This is a genomic window from Streptomyces sp. NPDC050806 (assembly GCF_055586425.1).
Map to the genome: position 1 here is coordinate 147,481 of NZ_JBVJIF010000006.1, position 17,891 is coordinate 165,371.

The 17,891-nt window shown below is 71.4% G+C and carries 14 protein-coding genes; 9 read left to right on the top strand and 5 right to left on the bottom strand.

Translation table 11 applies throughout. From position 1 onward, the window contains the following. Positions 1-104 precede the first annotated feature (104 nt). The gene (gene ssd / locus ACZ6WH_RS19975; protein WP_469729731.1) at positions 105-1,283 is read right to left on the bottom strand and encodes a septum site-determining protein Ssd; all 1,179 of its coding nucleotides are present in this window, start codon (positions 1,281-1,283) and stop codon (positions 105-107) included. 440 nt (positions 1,284-1,723) lie between these two features. Between ssd and ACZ6WH_RS19980 the strand changes: the two genes are divergently transcribed. After that, a complete protein-coding gene (locus ACZ6WH_RS19980) occupies positions 1,724-2,605 on the top strand; it encodes an HAD family hydrolase (RefSeq protein WP_432857377.1) in 882 nt (293 codons plus the stop codon). Between the two features lie 400 nt (positions 2,606-3,005). On the opposite strand, the gene ACZ6WH_RS19985 is transcribed toward ACZ6WH_RS19980, so the two are convergent. After that, the gene (locus ACZ6WH_RS19985; protein ID WP_432857375.1) at positions 3,006-3,827 is read right to left on the bottom strand and encodes a Fic family protein; all 822 of its coding nucleotides are present in this window, start codon (positions 3,825-3,827) and stop codon (positions 3,006-3,008) included. Between the two features lie 101 nt (positions 3,828-3,928). On the opposite strand from ACZ6WH_RS19985, the gene ACZ6WH_RS19990 reads away from it, so the two are divergent. The 7 genes from ACZ6WH_RS19990 to ACZ6WH_RS20020 all read left to right on the top strand — a co-directional run bounded on the left by ACZ6WH_RS19990 (position 3,929) and on the right by ACZ6WH_RS20020 (position 13,347). Further along, positions 3,929-4,921: an ATP-binding protein gene (locus ACZ6WH_RS19990; protein WP_469729732.1), complete on the top strand. Its 993-nt coding sequence runs from the start codon at positions 3,929-3,931 to the stop codon at positions 4,919-4,921. Between the two features lie 382 nt (positions 4,922-5,303). Further along, a complete protein-coding gene (locus tag ACZ6WH_RS19995; protein ID WP_469729733.1) occupies positions 5,304-7,646 on the top strand; it encodes a SulP family inorganic anion transporter in 2,343 nt (780 codons plus the stop codon). A 203-nt stretch (positions 7,647-7,849) separates the two neighbouring features. Continuing rightward, positions 7,850-9,811, top strand: coding sequence for an acetate--CoA ligase (acs, locus tag ACZ6WH_RS20000; protein WP_469729734.1), 1,962 nt, complete (start codon positions 7,850-7,852; stop codon positions 9,809-9,811). A gap of 358 nt (positions 9,812-10,169) precedes the next feature. Next, positions 10,170-11,525: a Na+/H+ antiporter NhaA gene (gene nhaA, locus ACZ6WH_RS20005; RefSeq protein WP_469730006.1), complete on the top strand. Its 1,356-nt coding sequence runs from the start codon at positions 10,170-10,172 to the stop codon at positions 11,523-11,525. Between the two features lie 42 nt (positions 11,526-11,567). Then, a complete protein-coding gene (locus ACZ6WH_RS20010) occupies positions 11,568-12,038 on the top strand; it encodes a phage holin family protein (RefSeq protein ID WP_432857365.1) in 471 nt (156 codons plus the stop codon). Beyond that, entirely contained in the window at positions 12,035-12,988 is a 954-nt protein-coding gene (locus ACZ6WH_RS20015) for an alpha/beta fold hydrolase (protein ID WP_432857363.1), read from the top strand. Before ACZ6WH_RS20010 ends, ACZ6WH_RS20015 begins: the two co-directional genes overlap by 4 nt. 161 nt (positions 12,989-13,149) lie before the next feature. Beyond that, positions 13,150-13,347 (top strand): hypothetical protein, encoded by a 198-nt coding sequence (locus tag ACZ6WH_RS20020; protein WP_469729735.1) that lies wholly within the window; start codon positions 13,150-13,152, stop codon positions 13,345-13,347. Between the two features lie 117 nt (positions 13,348-13,464). Here ACZ6WH_RS20020 and ACZ6WH_RS20025 read toward each other — a convergent pair whose 3' ends face one another. From ACZ6WH_RS20025 to nth, 3 genes are all read right to left on the bottom strand, one after another. After that, a complete protein-coding gene (locus tag ACZ6WH_RS20025) occupies positions 13,465-14,664 on the bottom strand; it encodes a MarP family serine protease (RefSeq protein WP_469729736.1) in 1,200 nt (399 codons plus the stop codon). Positions 14,665-14,677: 13 nt separating this feature from the next. Further along, on the bottom strand, positions 14,678-15,457 hold the full coding sequence (locus tag ACZ6WH_RS20030) for an NUDIX hydrolase (protein ID WP_469729737.1): 780 nt from the start codon (positions 15,455-15,457) through the stop codon (positions 14,678-14,680). A 62-nt stretch (positions 15,458-15,519) separates the two neighbouring features. Next, positions 15,520-16,461 carry an endonuclease III gene (nth, locus tag ACZ6WH_RS20035; RefSeq protein ID WP_469730007.1) on the bottom strand — a complete coding sequence of 314 codons (942 nt, stop codon included), beginning with the start codon at positions 16,459-16,461 and terminating at the stop codon, positions 15,520-15,522. Between the two features lie 623 nt (positions 16,462-17,084). Between nth and ACZ6WH_RS20040 the strand changes: the two genes are divergently transcribed. Further along, the gene (locus ACZ6WH_RS20040) at positions 17,085-17,759 is read left to right on the top strand and encodes a Crp/Fnr family transcriptional regulator (protein WP_030260115.1); all 675 of its coding nucleotides are present in this window, start codon (positions 17,085-17,087) and stop codon (positions 17,757-17,759) included. Positions 17,760-17,891: the final 132 nt, after the last annotated feature.

Here is a 17,891-nt window from a genome sequence, read left to right on the forward strand (position 1 = left end):
GGCCTCGGTTGCGCCGTGGGAAAGCTCCGTGGAGCGTTGCGTGGTGGCGGTCGGCGCGGCCCTCCGGGGCGCCCCCGGATCCCTGAGCCGGGTGCCGAGGCCGTTCATGAGAGGCCGCCCTCTTCGTGCCGGGAGCGGCGGCCGGCACCCGTACCGACTACGTCACGCCCCTCGGAGCAGGGGCTCGCGGCCTCTCGTCCGTCCAGTACCCGCGCCCAGAACTCCGTACAGAAGCGGCTCAGCGGTGACCGTGGATGCGCTCCCGGTGGGATGCCGCGGCCGAGGGCATCCGCGAGCTGCGGGTCCCAGGGCAGAGTGCCGACCGGGGGCAGGGAGAGCAGCCGGGCCGGCTCGCCGTCCGGCAGACCGGGCCCCGACACCTCGCGGGCCACGACGCGCAGGTCACGCAGGAGAGTCCGGGCCGAGGCGGCGACGCGCCCGGCCGCGACCGTCGCGCGCAGCTCGGCCGGGACCAGCAGCAGCCCCACGTCGATCTGGGTGAGCGCTTCCGCCACGGCTCCGTCGAGGCGGCGCGGCAGGTCGACCACCACGACGCCGCCGCGCCTGCGGGCCGCCGACATCACCGCGCGCATGGCCTGCGGCGGGATCGTCACGGACTCGCCGCGGTCCCAGCTCAGTACGCGCAGCGCATGGAGCCGTGGCAGGGAGTCGGCCAGGGCACCACCGGCGACCCGGCCGCGGGATTCGGCGAAGGCGGGCCAGCGCAGCCCCTTCTCCCGCTCGCCGCAGAGCAGGACATCGAGGCCGCCGCCCAGTGGATCGGCGTCGATCAGTATCGTCCGGTGGCCCTGCCGCGCTGCCGTCACGGCCAGGGCGCAGGCGAGGGTGCTCGCGCCGGAGCCGCCCCGGCCGCCGAGGACGCCCACCGTCAGGGCCGGGCTCCGGTCTCCTTCCACCGCGTCCGCGATGCGGTCCACCAGCCAGCTCTCGCCGTCCGGCAGCCCGAGGACCCGCTCGGCGCCGATCTCCACGGCCTGCTGCCACACGCGGGTGTCGTCCGGCTGCTGTCCGATGAGGACGACGCCGGACCGGCGCCCGGCGCCGCACAGCCGGTGGACACAGTCCTCTCCGACGATCACCAGCGGGGCCGTGTCCCAGCCGGCCGCCCCCGCTCCCCCGCCGTGCGACACGGCCGGCATCGTGCCCGCCGCCGCGCAGAGCCTCAGAAGATCGTCGAGGAGGTTTTCGTCCTCCGTGACGATCAACGGACCGGACTCTTGCGCATCGCGCTTCGTACCGTCCCAATCGCTGCTTCCGACCACGTTCTGTCCCCCTGTCGCTACACAACTCGCACATCCGCGAACTTCGCGGACTTTCACGGTGCAGCGATCCGGGAAATCTCGTGGATCTTGGTCGAAAACTGTGGACAACTACTGGGGCTGTGAATATCCCGGTCACCTATACCAGCGACTATGGAAAACTTCCTGAGCGCATCCCTCTGATTACGGTAAGTTACGAACGACGTGCGCGACGAGGCGCGGCGACCGATCGCCGAAGGAAGATCAAAAAGAGGCCCCCGAGGCCCAGAAATGCGTCCGGACATGCGACGACCCCCGCCGGGGGGGAGAGCGGGGGTCGTCCCCACGGCCGACTCGGGGGGGGAGGAGTCGGGCCGGGTTAGCACGGTCGCGAACGATCCGTGACTTCCATGGTGTACCCGAGAGCCTTCTCAGGCAAACCCACGCGCCACACCTTACGCCGAATGGTGCCCCCCTATGCTCGCCTTGTGGAAATCCGAAGCTCGCTTCCTTCAGCACCCCACTCGGCTCCCCGTACGGCCGCGTTCTTCGACCTGGACAAGACAGTCATTGCTAAGTCGAGCACGCTGACCTTCAGCAAGTCGTTCTACCAAGGCGGCCTGATCAATCGAAGGGCCGCGCTGCGCACCGCCTACGCCCAGTTCGTCTTCCTCGCGGGCGGTGCGGACCACGACCAGATGGAGCGGATGCGGGAGTACCTCTCCGCCCTCTGCCGTGGGTGGGACGTGGCTCAGGTACGGGCGATTGTCGCCGAGACCCTCCACGACCTGATCGATCCCCTCATCTACGACGAGGCGGCCTCCCTCATCGAGGAGCACCACACCGCCGGCCGCGACGTCGTCATCGTCTCCTCCTCGGGCGCCGAGGTGGTCGAGCCGATCGGCGAACTGCTGGGAGCCGACCGCGTGGTGGCCACGCGCATGGTCGTCGGCGCGGACGGCCGCTTCACGGGCGAGATCGAGTACTACGCCTACGGCCCCACCAAGGCCGAGGCGATCCGGGAGCTGGCCGCGTCCGAGGGGTACGACCTCGCGCGGTGCTACGCGTACAGCGACTCGGCGACCGACGTCCCGATGCTGGAGGCGGTCGGCCATCCGCACGCGGTCAACCCCGGCCGGACGCTGCGCCGGGAGGCCGCCTCCCGCGGCTGGCCGGTCCTCACCTTCAACCGGCCGGTCCGGCTGAAGCAGCGGATCCCGTCGCTCGCCATGCCGGCGCGCCCGGCACTGGTCGCCGTCGCGGTGGGCGCCGCGGCCGCCACGGCGGGCCTGGTCTGGTACGCCAGCCGGCGCCGCGGTACGCCGGCGCGCGCCCTCTCGGCCTGAGCGCGTCCGCCCCTCACGGGAGCCCCGGTACCGCGCTCCCGGAACACGCGCCCGAATCGCCCTCTTTTGAAGGCAAAAGTAAAGATGTGCAGCGAGGGGTTCCGCTTGCCGGGCTGCAGGAGTACAAAGGAATTAACGGCCCGCGAGACCAAGGATCTCCGAGAGGAAAACCTGTAACGCAGTAAGGCCCACGGACCGCGCACGAACGCCAGGCACCCACGCGACGCCGACCCGTCGATTACGGGCCAGCCGCATCAGGTGACGGACAAAGACTCCGACCTGTCGGCAACTATCGAGCACGCTTGGTAACCCGACGAACGTGCAGCGCGGCGGTACCGAGCAGGATCAGGTACCGCCGCAACCCTTTGTCCGGGCCCCGCGTGGCCCCTCTGCGCGGCGCTTACGCAGCGCCCCTCTGAAGCGCCTCGCACACCGCCGTGCTCTCCCGCGCGCCGAGTTCGACCGCGCGCCCGCAGTGGGCGATCCAGGCCGCCATCCCCTCCGGAGTGCCGGAGACATAGTTCTCCAGGGCGGCCACGTACGCCGCCCGGCCCAGCTCCGCGTAGCCGACCTCCGAGGGGCAGATCGACTTCGGGTCGAGGCCGCTGCCGACCAGGACGATACGTTCCGCCGTACGTGCCACCAGGCCATTGCAGGACCCGAAGGGCCGCAGTGCGAGCAGCTCACCGTGCACCACGGCGGCCGTGACCAGGGCCGGGGCCTGCGTCCCCGACAGCAGCAGGCGCGCCAGCCCGTCCAGCCGCCCGGCCACCTCGTCGGCGTCCGGCAGCTCCAGCTCGACCAGCGGCTCGTCCACGGCCTCACCGGCCAGTCGCGGCCGGCCCACGCTCTCATCGGGCGCGTCGCCGCCGGCCGCCACCAGGTGCAGCCGCGCCAGCACCCGGAGCGGCGACTGCCGCCACACACTCAAGAGCTGCCCCGCCTCGGCCGACAGCCGCAGCGCCGCGCCCACGGTGCGCGCCTCCTCGTCGCCACTGAAGTCCGTGCGCCTGCGCACCTCTTCCAGCGCCCAGTCGGCACCGGACAGGGCCGCCGAGCCGCGCGCGCTGCGCAGGGCGGCCTCACCGGTGACCTCGTTGCTGCGACGGCGCATGATCCGGTGCCCGTAGACCCGGTCGATGCTCTTGCGTACGGAGTCCACGCTGTCGGCGACACCGGGGAGCGAGGCAAGGGTCGCGAGCGGATCGGCTGTCGTACTCATGAGGACGACCCTACGCACCGCAAGGACGGACCCCTCGTTGGAGTGGTCTTCTTCACGTAAACCCCTCACGCAAGGCAATTTCACAATTACCCTTCGTGAACATGAAGATCGCTTTCGTAGGCAAGGGCGGAAGTGGCAAGACCACGCTGTCCTCGCTGTTCATCCGTCACCTCGCCGCCACCGACGTCCCCGTGATCGCGGTGGACGCCGACATCAACCAGCACCTGGGAGCCGCGCTCGGCCTGGACGAGAGCCAGGCCGCCGCGCTTCCCGCGATGGGCTCCCATCTCCCGCTCATCAAGGACTACTTGCGCGGCACCAACCCGCGCATCGCGTCCGCCGACACGATGATCAAAACGACACCTCCGGGCGCCGGCTCCCGACTGCTGCGGGTCGTCGAGGACAACCCCGTGTACGCCGCCTGCGCCCGGGACGTGCTCCTCGACGACCGGTCGGTCCGGCTGATGGCCACCGGCCCGTTCACCGAGTCCGACCTCGGGGTGGCCTGCTACCACTCCAAGGTCGGCGCGGTGGAGCTGTGCCTGAACCACCTCGTGGACGGCCGCGAGGAGTACATGGTCGTCGACATGACGGCGGGCTCGGACTCGTTCGCCTCGGGCATGTTCACCCGCTTCGACGTCACCTTCCTGGTGGCCGAGCCGACCCGTAAGGGCATCGCCGTGTACCGCCAGTACAAGGAGTACGCGCGGGACTTCGGGGTCCGGCTGAAGGTCGTCGGCAACAAGGTGCAGGGCCCGGACGACCTCGCCTTCCTGCGCGACCAGGTGGGCGACGACCTGCTGGTGACGTTCGGCCAGTCCGACTGGGTCCGCGCCATGGAGAAGGGCCGGCCGGCGCCCTTCGTGGAGCTGGAGGGCGCCAACCAGGAGGCGCTGCGCACGCTGCACACCACTGCCGACGCCGCGTACGAGGGGCGTGACTGGGAGCGTTACACCCAGCAGATGGTGCACTTCCATCTCAAGAACGCCGAGAGCTGGGGCAACGGAAAGACCGGAGCCGATCTGACGGCCCAGGTCGATCCCGGCTTCGTACTCTCCGAAGCGCCGGCCACGACCGCGCCACAGCCCGCCTGACGGCCGTACGGCGGCTCGCCCCGGGATCGGCCCACCGGGGCACCGCCGACCGGCAGAACCCCTCCGGTACGCCTTCAGCGGCGGACTCACGCCCCCGCCGACCACCGCGACACTGCGGCTCCCGGCCGACCGCGCCCCGGCCGCGCGGCAACGCACACGCCGTCAGCCGGCGCGGACGTTCACCTGATAGGCGGAACAATCAGCCCGTTTGCCTGTCACGGCTTCGTGGGGACCCGACGCGACATTACGATCTCTTTACCGAAGCCGAAGAGTCACCGGACCGTCACCCACCGCGACGCATCCCGGACGGCTCAGCCCCGCAGTACACCGCCGCCCACGACCGCGCCCCGAGCGCGGCCGCGTCGCCCCGGAGGAGACGGGAATGCCGCAGCCTTACGCATCCGAGCCGGCCACGCCAGGGTCCCAGGACCCGCGTACCGAGCAGCAGGACCACGACAGACAGCAGGGCTCCGGGGGACCGTTCCGGTCCTTCCGCCGCTCCTCGGGAGAGGACTGGCGCCGCGATCTGGGCGCTTCCTTCGTCATCTTCCTGATCGCCATTCCCCTCTCGCTGGGCATCGCGCTGGCCATCGGCGCGCCGCCGCAGGCCGGCCTCATCGCCGCGGCCGTCGGCGGCCTCGTGGCGGGCCTGCTCGGCGGCGCCCCGCTCCAGGTCAGCGGCGCCGCCACCGGCCTCCTGGTCGTCACCGCCGACCTCGTGCAGCGGTACGGCTGGCGGACCACCTGCGCCATCACCGTGCTGGCCGGACTCGCGCAGCTCCTCCTGGGCGCGCTCCGAGTGGCCCGCGCGGCGCTCGCGATCAGCCCCGCCATCGTGCACGGCATGCTCGCCGGCATCGGTGTGACCATCGCGCTCGGCCAGCTGCACGTGATGCTCGGCGGCGACGCGCACAGCTCTTCGCTGACCAACATCGCGGAGCTGCCGGGCCAGCTGGCGAGTCTGCACGGCGCCTCCGTGGTGATCGCCGCGCTCACCGTCGCCGTCCTGGTCGGCTGGCCCCGGGTGCCCGGGCGGGTGGGCCACGCGCTGCGCAAGGTTCCCGCGCCGCTGCCCGCCGTCGCCGTGGCCACCGCCCTGAGCGCGGGCTTCGAAGTGCCGCGGGTCGAGCTGCCTTCGTGGGACGCGCCGACACTGCCCACCCTCCCGGACACGCCGGTGCTCGGCCTGATCGCCGCCGTTCTGACGGTCACGCTGGTGGCGAGCATGGAGTCGCTGCTGTCGGCCGTCGCGGTCGACAAGCTGGCCGCCGAACAGCCCGGCGCCCGCTCCGGAGGCACCCAGCTGGACCGTGAGCTGGCCGGTCAGGGTGTGTCGAACGTGGTCTCCGGGATGCTGTGCGGCCTGCCGATCGCCGGCGGCGCCATGCGCGGCTCGGCGAACGTGAAGGCCGGCGCGACAGGTCGCGCGTCGACGGTGCTGCACGGCGTGTGGGTGGTGCTCTGCTCCGGGCTGCTCGCCGGGGCGCTGGAGCTGATCCCGCTGGCCGCGCTCGCCGCGCTGGTGATGCTCGTGGGCGTACGGATGGTGAGCTTCGCGCACATCCGGCACGTGCAGCGGCACCGCGAGTTCCCCGTCTACGCCGTCACGCTGGGCGGCGTGGTGGCCTTCGGAGTGCTGCAGGGCGTGGGCCTGGGTATCGCGGTCGCCGTCTTCCTGGCGATGCACCGGCTCACCCACACCCGGGTCTCGGTCATCGAGGACGGCACGCAGCACCGGGTTCGCGTCACCGGCCAGTTGACGTTCCTGGCCGTACCGCGGCTGACCCGGGCGCTGGCACAGGTACCCGCCAAGGCCCACGCGGTCATCGAGCTGCACGGCTCGTTCATGGACCACGCCGCCTACGAAGCGCTGCAGTCCTGGTCGAGTGCGCACCGGGCGCGCGGCGGCGAGGTCACCGTGGGCGGGCGCGGCGGCAGGCCGATCGGCGAGCCGGGCGGCACGCACGCCTGCCGCCCCTGGACGCCGTGGCGCAACCACCACTGCACCCGCCCCGCGCCGCACACCGGTACGGACGAGGTCCAGCTCCTGGGCGGCGGCCAGCTGCTCGGCGGGGTCAGCGCCTTCCAGCGGAACACCGCCCCGCTCGTCCGGGAGGAGCTGGCACGGCTCGCCCGAGAGGGGCAGCGGCCCACCAACCTCTTTCTGACGTGCGCCGACTCCCGCCTCGTGACGAGCATGATCACGTCGAGTGGGCCGGGCGACCTCTTCACGGTGCGCAACATCGGCAATCTGATGCCGCCGCCGGGCACGGAGGCCGCCTGCGACTCCGTGGGCGCCGCCATCGAGTACGCCGTCGAGGTGCTGAAGGTCGGCTCGCTCACCGTGTGCGGGCATTCGGGCTGCGGCGCGATGCAGGCGCTGCTCAGCTCGCACCGCAATGAGCCCGGGGCGCAGACCCCGCTCGCGCGCTGGCTGCGCCACGGTCATCCGAGCCTGGACCGGATGGAGCGGCCGGAAGGCGCGACCGTCCGGCTGGCGGAACGGCCGGTCGCCGACGATCTGGAGCGGCTGGCGCTCGTCAACGTCATGCAGCAGCTCGACCACCTGATGTCGCATCAGTGCGTGGCGCGCCGCGTGGCCGAGGGTTCGCTGGCCCTGTACGGCATGTACTTCCACGTGGGTGAGGCACAGGCATACGTCCTGGAGCACGGCTCCGACCGGTTCTCGGCCGTGCGCCCCGAGTCGACACCGGTCACCGCGTAGCGGACCGAAGGTCCTGGTCTCCGGGCGGACCGCCGTGACCTGCGGCGGTCGCGTCCCGCGCGGACCGTGCCGGATTCACCCGCCGGCCCCAAGAGCACCCAAAGGTCTACACCAATTTTTATCAACAGCCCTTGTCAGAGCGCCCCATCGGCTGATGAGCTAAGGCTCGGTACACACCGGACGCCCGGAGACTGGGAGATGCCGTGAGCAACGAGAGCCTGGCCAACCTGATGAAGGAGGAGCGGCGGTTCGCTCCGCCCGCAGACCTGGCCGCGAACGCCAACGTCAAGGCCGCGGCGTACGAGCAGGCCGCGGCGGACCGGCTGGGCTTCTGGGCCGAGCAGGCAAAGCGTCTGACCTGGGCCACCGAGCCCACCCAGACGCTGGACTGGACGAACGCGCCCTTCGCGAAGTGGTTCGCCGACGGCAAACTCAACGTCGCGTACAACTGCGTCGACCGGCACGTCGAGGCGGGCAACGGCGACCGGGTGGCCATCCACTTCGAGGGCGAGCCCGGCGACACCCGCGCCATCACCTACGCCGAGCTGCAGCGCGAGGTCTCCAAGGCCGCCAACGCGCTGACGTCGCTGGGCGTCGAGGCCGGCGACCGGGTCGCGATCTACCTGCCGATGATCCCGGAGACGGTCATCGCCATGCTGGCGTGCGCCCGTCTGGGCGCGCCCCATTCGGTGGTCTTCGGCGGCTTCTCGGCCGACGCGCTGGCCACCCGCATCAACGACGCGGACGCCCGCGTCGTGATCACCGCCGACGGCGGCTACCGCCGCGGCAAGCCCTCCGCGCTCAAGCCCGCCGTCGACGAGGCGCTGACCAAGCCCGGCACGGAGAACGTGCGCAACGTCCTCGTGGTCCGCCGCACCGGCCAGGACACCGCCTGGATGGAGGGCCGCGACGTCTGGTGGCACGAGCTGGTCGAGCAGCAGAGCGACCAGCACACCCCGCAGGCCTTCGATGCCGAGCACCCGCTGTTCATCCTGTACACCTCGGGCACGACGGGTAAGCCCAAGGGCATCCTGCACACCACGGGCGGCTACCTCACCCAGGTCTCGTACACCCACCACGCGGTCTTCGACCTCAAGCCGGAGACCGACGTCTACTGGTGCACCGCGGACGTCGGCTGGGTGACCGGCCACTCGTACATCACCTACGGCCCGCTCTCCAACGGCGCCACCGAGGTGCTCTACGAAGGCACACCCGACACCCCGCACCAGGGCCGCTGGTGGGAGATCGTCCAGAAGTACGGCGTGACGATCCTGTACACCGCGCCGACCGCGATCCGCGCCTGCATGAAGTGGGGCGACGACATCCCCGCCAAGTTCGACCTGTCGAGCCTGCGGGTGCTGGGTTCGGTGGGCGAGCCGATCAACCCCGAGGCCTGGGTCTGGTACCGCAAGCACATCGGGGCCGACCGGACCCCGGTCGTGGACACCTGGTGGCAGACCGAGACCGGCGGCATCATGCTCAGCCCGCTGCCCGGCGTCACGGCGACCAAGCCCGGCTCCGCGCAGGTGCCGCTGCCCGGCATCTCCGCGACCGTGGTCGACGACGACGCCAACGAGGTGCCCGACGGCGCCGGCGGCTACCTCGTCCTGACCGAGCCCTGGCCGTCCATGCTGCGCACCATCTGGGGCGACGACCAGCGCTACCTCGACACGTACTGGTCCCGCTTCGAGGGCAAGTACTTCGCGGGCGACGGTGCGAAGCGGGACGACGACGGCGACATCTGGCTGCTGGGCCGGGTGGACGACGTCATGCTGGTCTCCGGCCACAACATCTCGACCACCGAGGTCGAGTCCGCGCTGGTCTCGCACCCGAAGGTGGCCGAGGCCGCCGTCGTCGGCGCCACCGACCCGCAGACCACCCAGTCCATCTGCGCCTTCGTGATCCTGCGCGGCGGCGTCGAGCAGGACGAGGAGCTGGTCAACGAGCTGCGGGCGCACGTCGCGCGGAGCCTGGGCCCGATCGCCAAGCCCAAGCGCATCCTGCCGGTCCAGGAGCTGCCCAAGACCCGCTCCGGCAAGATCATGCGCCGGCTGCTGCGCGATGTCGCCGAGAACCGTGACATGGGCGACGTCTCGACGCTGACCGACTCCTCGGTCATGGGGCTGATCCAGTCCCAGCTGTCGAGCGCGCCGAGCGAGGACTGACCGGTACGCACTTCAGAGGGGCGCCCCGCCGTACGCCGGCGGGGCGCCCCTCTGCGTGCGCGGTCCCGAGCCCGGAAGCGACCGGCCGCCCCGCCGCGCGCCCGGCTCACAGGCCCCCGCCGCACCGCTGGGCCCGCCCGTAAGGCCCCCCAATATCGCTCTATATCCGCACGCCGATGATCGCTGGATCGTTTGTGCGCCACCCGGGTACAGTGAAGAACGCGTCAAGAAATGCGCGAAACACTCAGGGTGCGCCGGGAAGTCTGGTCGGCAACTGCACAGCCATGCTCAGCTGCCGTCGCCCGGAGGTCACCGCGTGAACTCGCCCGCTCCCCGCCGCTCCGTCCTCTTCGGGCGGATGTCCCTGCCCGAGCGGAACCACCTCACGGACCTCCTCCGTACGGAGACCGTGGGCGGCGTCCTGCTACTGGCCGCCGCGGTGATCGCGCTCGTCTGGGCCAACACCCCGCTCGGCGACAGCTACGAAGCGGTACGCGGCTTCCACCTCGGCCCCGCCTCCCTCGGTCTGGACCTCTCCGTCGAGCACTGGGCGGCCGACGGCCTGCTGGCGGTCTTCTTCTTCGTGGCCGGCATCGAACTCAAGCGCGAGCTGGTCGCGGGCGAGCTGCGCGACCCCAAGGCCGCCGCGCTGCCGGTCGTCGCGGCGCTGTGCGGCATGGTCATGCCCGCGGTCGTCTACACCGTGGTCAGCAGCACGGGCGGCGGCTCACTGGCGGGCTGGGCGGTTCCCACCGCGACGGACATCGCCTTCGCGCTGGCGGTACTGGCCGTCATCGGTACGTCCCTGCCCTCGGCGCTCCGCGCGTTCCTGCTGACCCTGGCCGTCGTCGACGACCTGTTCGCGATCCTGATCATCGCGGTCTTCTTCACCTCGACGATCAACTTCTGGGCACTCGGCGGCGCGGCGGCCGGACTGGTGGTCTTCTACGTACTGCTGCGCAAGGGGGTACGCGGCTGGTACGTGTACGTACCGCTCGCGCTGGTCATCTGGGGCCTGATGTACAACAGCGGCGTACACGCGACCATCGCGGGCGTGGCCATGGGCCTGATGCTCCGCTGCCACCGGCGCGAGGACGAGTCGCACTCCCCCGGTGAGCGCATCGAGCACCTCGTGCGCCCCCTGTCGGCCGGTCTCGCGGTCCCGCTCTTCGCCCTCTTCTCGGCCGGTGTGTCCATCTCCGGCGGCGCGCTGCACGATGTCTTCACCAAGCCGGAGACGCTCGGTGTGGTGCTCGGCCTCGTCGTCGGCAAGACGCTCGGCATCTTCGGCGGGACCTGGCTGACCACCCGGCTGACCAAGGCCTCGCTCAGCCCCGAACTGAAGTGGCCGGACGTCTTCGCCGTGTCGGCGCTGGCCGGCATCGGCTTCACGGTCTCCCTGCTCATCGGCGAGCTGGCGTTCTCCTCGGAACCGGCGCTCGCCGACGAGGTCAAGGCCGCCGTGCTGGCCGGGTCCCTGACCGCCGCCGTGCTGGCCACCGTGCTGCTGAAGGTCCGCAACGCCAAGTACCGGCGCCTGTACGAGGAAGAGAACCGCGACGAGGACCAGGACGGCATCCCCGACATCTACGAAGAGGGCACGCCCGACTACCACCTCCGGATGGCCGCGCTCCTCGAAGCGAAGGCGGCCGAACACCGACGACGGGCCGATGTGGCCGCCGCCTCCGACTCCGGGCAGGATGGTCCGGCATGATCTGAGAGGTAATCACCGGGAGACAGAGAACGGGAGCAGTCGATGAGCACAGCAGACGACGGCGCGGACCGCAGCCTCGGGCAGCTCGTGGCCCACGCCACCACCGAAGTGTCCGCACTGGTCCACGACGAGATCGCGCTGGCCAAGGCCGAGCTGCGGAACGACGTGAAGCGGGCCGGCGTCGGCGGACTGGCGGGCGGGGCGGCGGCGATCGTGCTGCTGTTCTCGCTCCCGATGCTCAGCTTCGCGCTGGCCTACGGCATCCAGGCGTGGAGCGGCTGGCACCTCTCGGTCTGCTTCCTGCTCTCCTTCGCGGCCAACGTGCTGGTCGCCGGATTGCTGGGCCTGATCGCCCTGGTGTTCTTCAAGAAGGCCAAGGCGGGCAAGGGCCCCCAGAAGACCGTCGCGTCGGCCAAGCAGACCGCGGCCGTGCTGGGGAACGTCAAGCCGCATCCGCGCCCGGCCGTGGAGGAGCACCCGGCGGTCGAGAGTGTGACACGCTCGGCCGTATGACGGCTTCCGAATCCTCGCCGGCTCCCTCGCCCGCCTCGGTCGTACGGCTCGATCTGCCCGGCGGCCAGGAGGTGACCCACCGGGACGTCGCGGCCAATGGCGCGCGTTTCCACATCGCCGAGATGGGCGACGGGCCGCTGGTACTGCTGCTGCACGGCTTCCCGCAGTTCTGGTGGACCTGGCGGTACCAGCTGCCCGCGCTCGCCGAGGCCGGCTTCCGGGCGGTGGCGATGGACCTGCGGGGCGTGGGCGGCAGCGACCGCACGCCCCGCGGCTACGACCCGGCCAACCTCGCGCTGGACATCACCGGCGTGGTGCGCTCGCTGGGCGAGCCGGACGCCGCGCTCGTCGGGCACGACCTGGGCGGCTACCTGGCCTGGACGGCCGCGGTGATGCGGCCGAAGCTCGTACGGCGGCTCGTGGTGTCCTCGATGCCGCACCCGCGGCGCTGGCGCTCGGCCATGCTCTCCGATGCCAAGCAGACCCGCCGCTCCTCACACATCTGGAGCTTCCAGCGGCCCTGGCTGCCCGAGCGGGCCCTGGTGGCGGACGACGCGGCGCTGGTCGGACGGCTGATCCGGGACTGGTCCGGGCCGCGGCTGCCCGAGGACGAGGCCGTCGAGGCGTACCGGCGTGCGATGACCATCCCGTCCACGGCGCACTGCTCGATCGAGCCGTACCGCTGGATGGTGCGGTCGATGGCGCGACCGGACGGGATCCAGTTCAACCGCCGGATGAAGTGGCCGGTGCGGGTGCCGACGCTGCACCTCCACGGTTCGCTCGACCCGGTGATGCGTACCCGCAGCGCGGCCGGCTCCGGTGAGTACGTCGAGGCGCCCTACCGCTGGCGGCTCTTCGACGGCCTGGGGCACTTCCCCCACGAGGAGGATCCGGTCGGCTTCACCACCGAGCTCATCAACTGGCTGAAGGACCCCGAGCCGGACCGGTGATCCCGCGGACGCCCTCGTCAGCGGGGTTCCGGTGACGGAAGTGACGCCCCGCCGAACGGATACGAACGCCCGTCTGACGAACAGCCACTTGCCTGGCGCATAGGCCAATTGACCGACACCGGCGCGGTTACGGACCGCGGGGCACGGGCAGAGTCGAGGGTATGGGCTGGACGCACGACTACCGTGACGTGGCACGCAACCGCCGCAGCAACGCCGCTGCGCTGGGCACCAAGGAGAGGGGCGCCCCGGACCTCCGGGCGGGCGGACCTCATGAGCTCGCCGATCCACTCGGCATTCCGCGCATCCTGCGCCGCCGTGCGCGCTGGATGACCGCGCGGCTCCGCCACCCGCGGAGCTGACCCCGGCCGACCGGGGTCACGCCGCCAGGAGCCCGCTGGACGGGCTCGCGGACGGCGGACGCTCCGGAGTGGCCGTAGGGGCTCCCGGAAGCGGCAGCGGCCGCCCCGAGCCCCTTCTCACATCGCACAGCCCTGGCTGTCGACCGGTTGCTGGGCCGTACGCCCCCGCTCGATGTCGGTGCGGACCTCGTCGGCCGTCAGGGCGTACCCCGTGCTGTTGTCGTCGAGGGACTTGGCGAAGACCACGCCGTAGACCCTGCCGTCCGGGGTGAGCAGCGGGCCGCCGGAGTTGCCCTGCCGGACCGTGGCGTACAGGGAGTACACATCGCGGGCGACCGTGTCGCGGTGGTAGATGTCCGGGCCGTTGGCCTGGATACGGCCGCGGACACGGGCCGAACGGACGTCGTAGCCGCCGTTCTCGGGGAAGCCCGCGACGATGGCGCTGTTGCCGCTCCGCGCGTCCTGGTCGGTGAAGCGCAGCGCGGGCGCCTGCAGCGCCGGGACGTCCAGTACGGCGATGTCGCGCCGCCAGTCGTAGAGCACGACCTTCGCGTCGTAGCGCTGCCCCTCGCCGCCGATCTGTACGGTCGGCTCGGTCACGCCGCCCACGACGTGCGCGTTGGTCATGACGCGGTGCGGGGCGAACACGAAGCCGCTGCCTTCGAGGACCTTGGCGCAGCCGGTGGCCGTGCCGACGACCTTCACGATGCTCTGCTTGGCGCGGGCCGCGACCGGGCTGCCGGCCAGCGCCGGGTCGGGCGGCTCGACCTCCTGGATCGGCTCGTTGGAGAACGGCGTGAAGACCTGCGGGAAGCCGTTCTGCGCGAGGACGGAGGAGAAGTCGGCGAACCAGGTGTCGGCCTGCGCCGGAATCACCCGGGAGACGCCGAGCAGCACCTTGGAGTTGCGTACCTCCTTGCCGAGCGTCGGCAGGGAGGTGCCCGCGAGGGCCGAGCCGATCAGCCAGGCCACCAGCAGCATCGCCACGACGTTCACCAGCGCGCCGCCCGTGGCGTCCAGGGCGCGCGCCGGTGACCAGGTGATGTATCTCCGGAGCTTGTTGCCCAGGTGCGTGGTGAGCGCCTGCCCCACGGAGGCGCACACGATCACGATGGCGACCGCCGCGATGGCGGCGAAGGAGCCCGGTGTGGCGTCCTCGGTCACTTCGTTCCAGATCACGGGCAGCAGGTAGACCGCGATCAGTCCGCCGCCGAGGAACCCGATCACGGACAGGATGCCGACGACGAAACCTTGGCGATAACCGACCACCGCGAACCACACGGCGGCGACCAACAGCAGGATGTCCAGGACGTTCACGCCCGCCACCGTCTCACGAGCGCCAGTCGAGCGGGACCTGCTTGTCCCGGTCCCAGGGCACTTCCCACCCCGCGTAATGCAGGATGCGGTCGATCAGACCGGCGGTGAAACCCCAGACCAGAGCACCTTCGACCGTGAAGGCCGGGCCGACGTGGCCACTCGGATGGCGGGTCGTCACACGGTGCGCGGGGTCCGTGAGATCGGCCACGGGAACCGTGAACACCCGGGCCGTCTCCGCCTGGTCGACCGCGCCGACCGGGCTGGGCTCGTGCCACCAGCCGAGCACCGGCGTCACCACGAAGCCGCTCACCGGGATGTAGAGCCGGGGCAGCACACCGAAGAGCTGCACACCGGCCGGGTCCAGGCCGGTCTCCTCCCGGGCCTCGCGCAGCGCCGCGCGCAGCGGACCCTCGCCGTCCGGATCGCCGTCCTCCGGGTCCAGCGAGCCGCCCGGGAAGGAGGGCTGGCCCGCGTGCGAGCGCAGCGTCCCGGCGCGCTCCATGAGGAGCAGCTCGGGGCCCTGGGCGCCCTCGCCGAAGAGGATCAGCACGGCGGACTGCCGGCCGCCGGTCGCGGGCGGCAGGAAGCGGCTCAGCTGATGCGGCTGGACCGTCGCCGCCGCGTCGGCCACCGGGCGCAGCCACGCCGGCAGCCCCTCGGTCGTGACGCGTACGTCCCCGGCGGCCGCCCCCGCGCCGGCCGTCTGCTGTCCGTACACCGTCCGCCCGTCCGTCCGCCGTCCCTGGGCGTCCTGGTCGTACGCCCCTCGTGCCGTCTCCTGTGCTCTCGTCATACGCGCCCCCTCAGGCCCTCGCTGCGATGGTCACGACGTCCCGGCTCCGGGACCGCCCTCCGTCATCCGGCCGTCACGCGGGCCGCCAGGGGCGGCGCGGGCTCGCCGGGGAAGCCGGCCGGGGGCCGCAGCCGCTGCCCCGGCTTGCCACCCATCTCGTACTTGAGCAGCTTCTTCGCCTTCTCCGGGTCGGTCTCGCCCTCGCCGTACGACGGGCACAGCGGCGCGACGGGGCAGGCCCCGCAGGCGGGCTTGCGGGAGTGGCAGACGCGGCGGCCGTGGAAGATCAGGCGGTGCGAGAGCATCGTCCACTCGCTCTTGGGGAAGATCTCGGCGATCTCCGCCTCGACCTTCTCCGGGTCCTGCTGCGTGGTCCACCCGAAGCGGCGGACCAGCCGCCCGAAGTGCGTGTCGACGGTGAGGCCCGGGACGCCGAAGGCGTTGCCGAGCACCACGTTGGCGGTCTTGCGGCCCACGCCGGGCAGCGTGACCAGGTCCTCCAGCCGGCCGGGGACCTCGCCGCCGAACCGGTCACGCAGCCCGGCAGACAGGCCGAGCAGGGACTTCGCCTTCGCCCGGAAGAAGCCGGTCGGGCGGATCAGCTCCTCCAGCGCCTCGGGGTCGGCGGCGGCCATGTCCTCGGGCGTCGGATACGCGGCGAACAGGGCCGGCGTGGTCTGGTTGACCCGCAGGTCGGTGGTCTGCGCCGACAGGACGGTGGCGACCAGCAGCTCGAAGGGGTTGCGGAAGTCCAGCTCGGGGTGGGCGTACGGATAGACCTCGGCGAGCTCGCGGTTCATCCGGCGGGCCCGGCGGACCAGGGCGACGCGGGACTCGGCCTTGCGGACGGCGGGCGTCTCGGGGGCGGCGGTCTTTTCCGCTGCCGTCTTCTTCGCGGCGGTCTTCTTCGCCGTGCTCTTGTTCGCCGCGGTCTTCTTCACTGCCGCGGTCTTCTTCGCCGCGGTCTTCTTCGCCGCGTTTTTCCCGGCCGTGGTCTTCTCCACCGCGGCGGTTTTTTTCGCCTTCGCGGTCTTTTCGGAGGCGGTTCCGGTGGCCTTCCCGGGGGCGGCCGACTTCCTCGCCGCCGCGGCCGTCCGCTGCCCGCCCCGAGCGGTCTTCTTCGCCTCTGACGTGCTCTTCTCCGCCGTCACCTTGCTCTTCTCCGCGGTCGTCGCCGGCTGCCTCGTGGTGGCCGGTTTCCTACGGGTGCGTGCCCTGCCCGAATCCGGGTCGGCGGTGGTTGGCGCGGAGCCGTCCGGCACCTCCGTCACCCCGGCCTTCTCCGCCGCAGGAGCCCTTTTGGCGGTAACGGACCCCACCAGCTCCGAGTCCGCTTTCGAGGGCTTCGCGGCATTCGCGCCCGCCTGTTCGCCCACAGCAGAATCGTGGCCTGCGCTCACTCGTCCGGCCCCCTTGTCCTGTGCTCTCACCGGCGTATTGGACACTCGGCCAGACTACGGCCACCCACCGACATCCGGCCCGATCGCCAGGAATCGCGCCCCCAATCGGCCCCCTGCCTTATGGCGGCGGACACCTGTCCGGCATCCTTGTGATTGATCGCACTGTTTTGCATTCCGGCATGATGGGGACCTACGTCACCCGGAGCATGTCGACAAGGAGAGAACTCGTGGACGACGTTCTGCGGCGCGCACCGCTCTTCGCGGCGCTCGATGACGAGCAGGCTGCCGAGCTGCGTGCCTCGATGACCGAGGTCACGCTTGCCCGTGGTGACGCCCTGTTCCACGAAGGGGACCCGGGCGACCGCCTGTACGTGGTCACCGACGGCAAGGTGAAGCTGCACCGCACCTCCCCCGATGGCCGCGAGAACATGCTCGCCGTCCTCGGCCCGGGTGAGCTGATCGGTGAGCTGTCCCTCTTCGACCCGGGCCCGCGCACGGCCACGGGCACCGCGCTCACCGAGGTGAAGCTGCTGGGTCTGGGACACGGCGACCTGCAGCCCTGGCTGAACGCCCGCCCGGAGGTGGCCACCGCCCTGCTGCGCGCCGTCGCCCGCCGGCTGCGCAAGACCAACGACCAGATGTCCGACCTGGTCTTCTCGGACGTGCCCGGTCGTGTGGCGCGTGCCCTCCTGGACCTCTCGCGCCGCTTCGGCGTGCAGTCCGAGGAAGGCATCCACGTCGTCCACGACCTCACCCAGGAAGAGCTGGCCCAGCTGGTCGGCGCCTCCCGTGAGACGGTCAACAAGGCGCTCGCGGACTTCGCCGGCCGTGGCTGGCTGCGTCTGGAGGCCCGCGCGGTGATCCTCCTGGACGTCGAGCGCCTCGCGAAGCGGTCGCGCTGACCACTGCGCGTCAGCGCGCGTACTGACGCACTGAAAGGCCCCGCATCCGTGCGGGGCCTTTTCGCGTTCGCGCGGGGCTCCGCCCCCGGCCTCCCCGTCCCCGGCCCTCGGACGCCGGACGGACTGTGTTGG

Bases quoted from the DNA above. Each gene is read 5' to 3' on its own strand.
- ACZ6WH_RS19980 (WP_432857377.1), top strand. From the start codon at position 1,724: ATGGTGCCCCCCTATGCTCGCCTTGTGGAAATCCGAAGCTCGCTTCCT.
- ACZ6WH_RS19985 (WP_432857375.1), bottom strand. From the start codon at position 3,827: ATGAGTACGACAGCCGATCCGCTCGCGACCCTTGCCTCGCTCCCCGGT.
- ACZ6WH_RS19990 (WP_469729732.1), top strand. From the start codon at position 3,929: ATGAAGATCGCTTTCGTAGGCAAGGGCGGAAGTGGCAAGACCACGCTG.
- ACZ6WH_RS19995 (WP_469729733.1), top strand. From the start codon at position 5,304: ATGCCGCAGCCTTACGCATCCGAGCCGGCCACGCCAGGGTCCCAGGAC.
- nhaA (WP_469730006.1), top strand. From the start codon at position 10,170: ATGTCCCTGCCCGAGCGGAACCACCTCACGGACCTCCTCCGTACGGAG.
- ACZ6WH_RS20010 (WP_432857365.1), top strand. From the start codon at position 11,568: ATGAGCACAGCAGACGACGGCGCGGACCGCAGCCTCGGGCAGCTCGTG.
- ACZ6WH_RS20015 (WP_432857363.1), top strand. From the start codon at position 12,035: ATGACGGCTTCCGAATCCTCGCCGGCTCCCTCGCCCGCCTCGGTCGTA.
- ACZ6WH_RS20020 (WP_469729735.1), top strand. From the start codon at position 13,150: ATGGGCTGGACGCACGACTACCGTGACGTGGCACGCAACCGCCGCAGC.
- ACZ6WH_RS20030 (WP_469729737.1), bottom strand. From the start codon at position 15,457: ATGACGAGAGCACAGGAGACGGCACGAGGGGCGTACGACCAGGACGCC.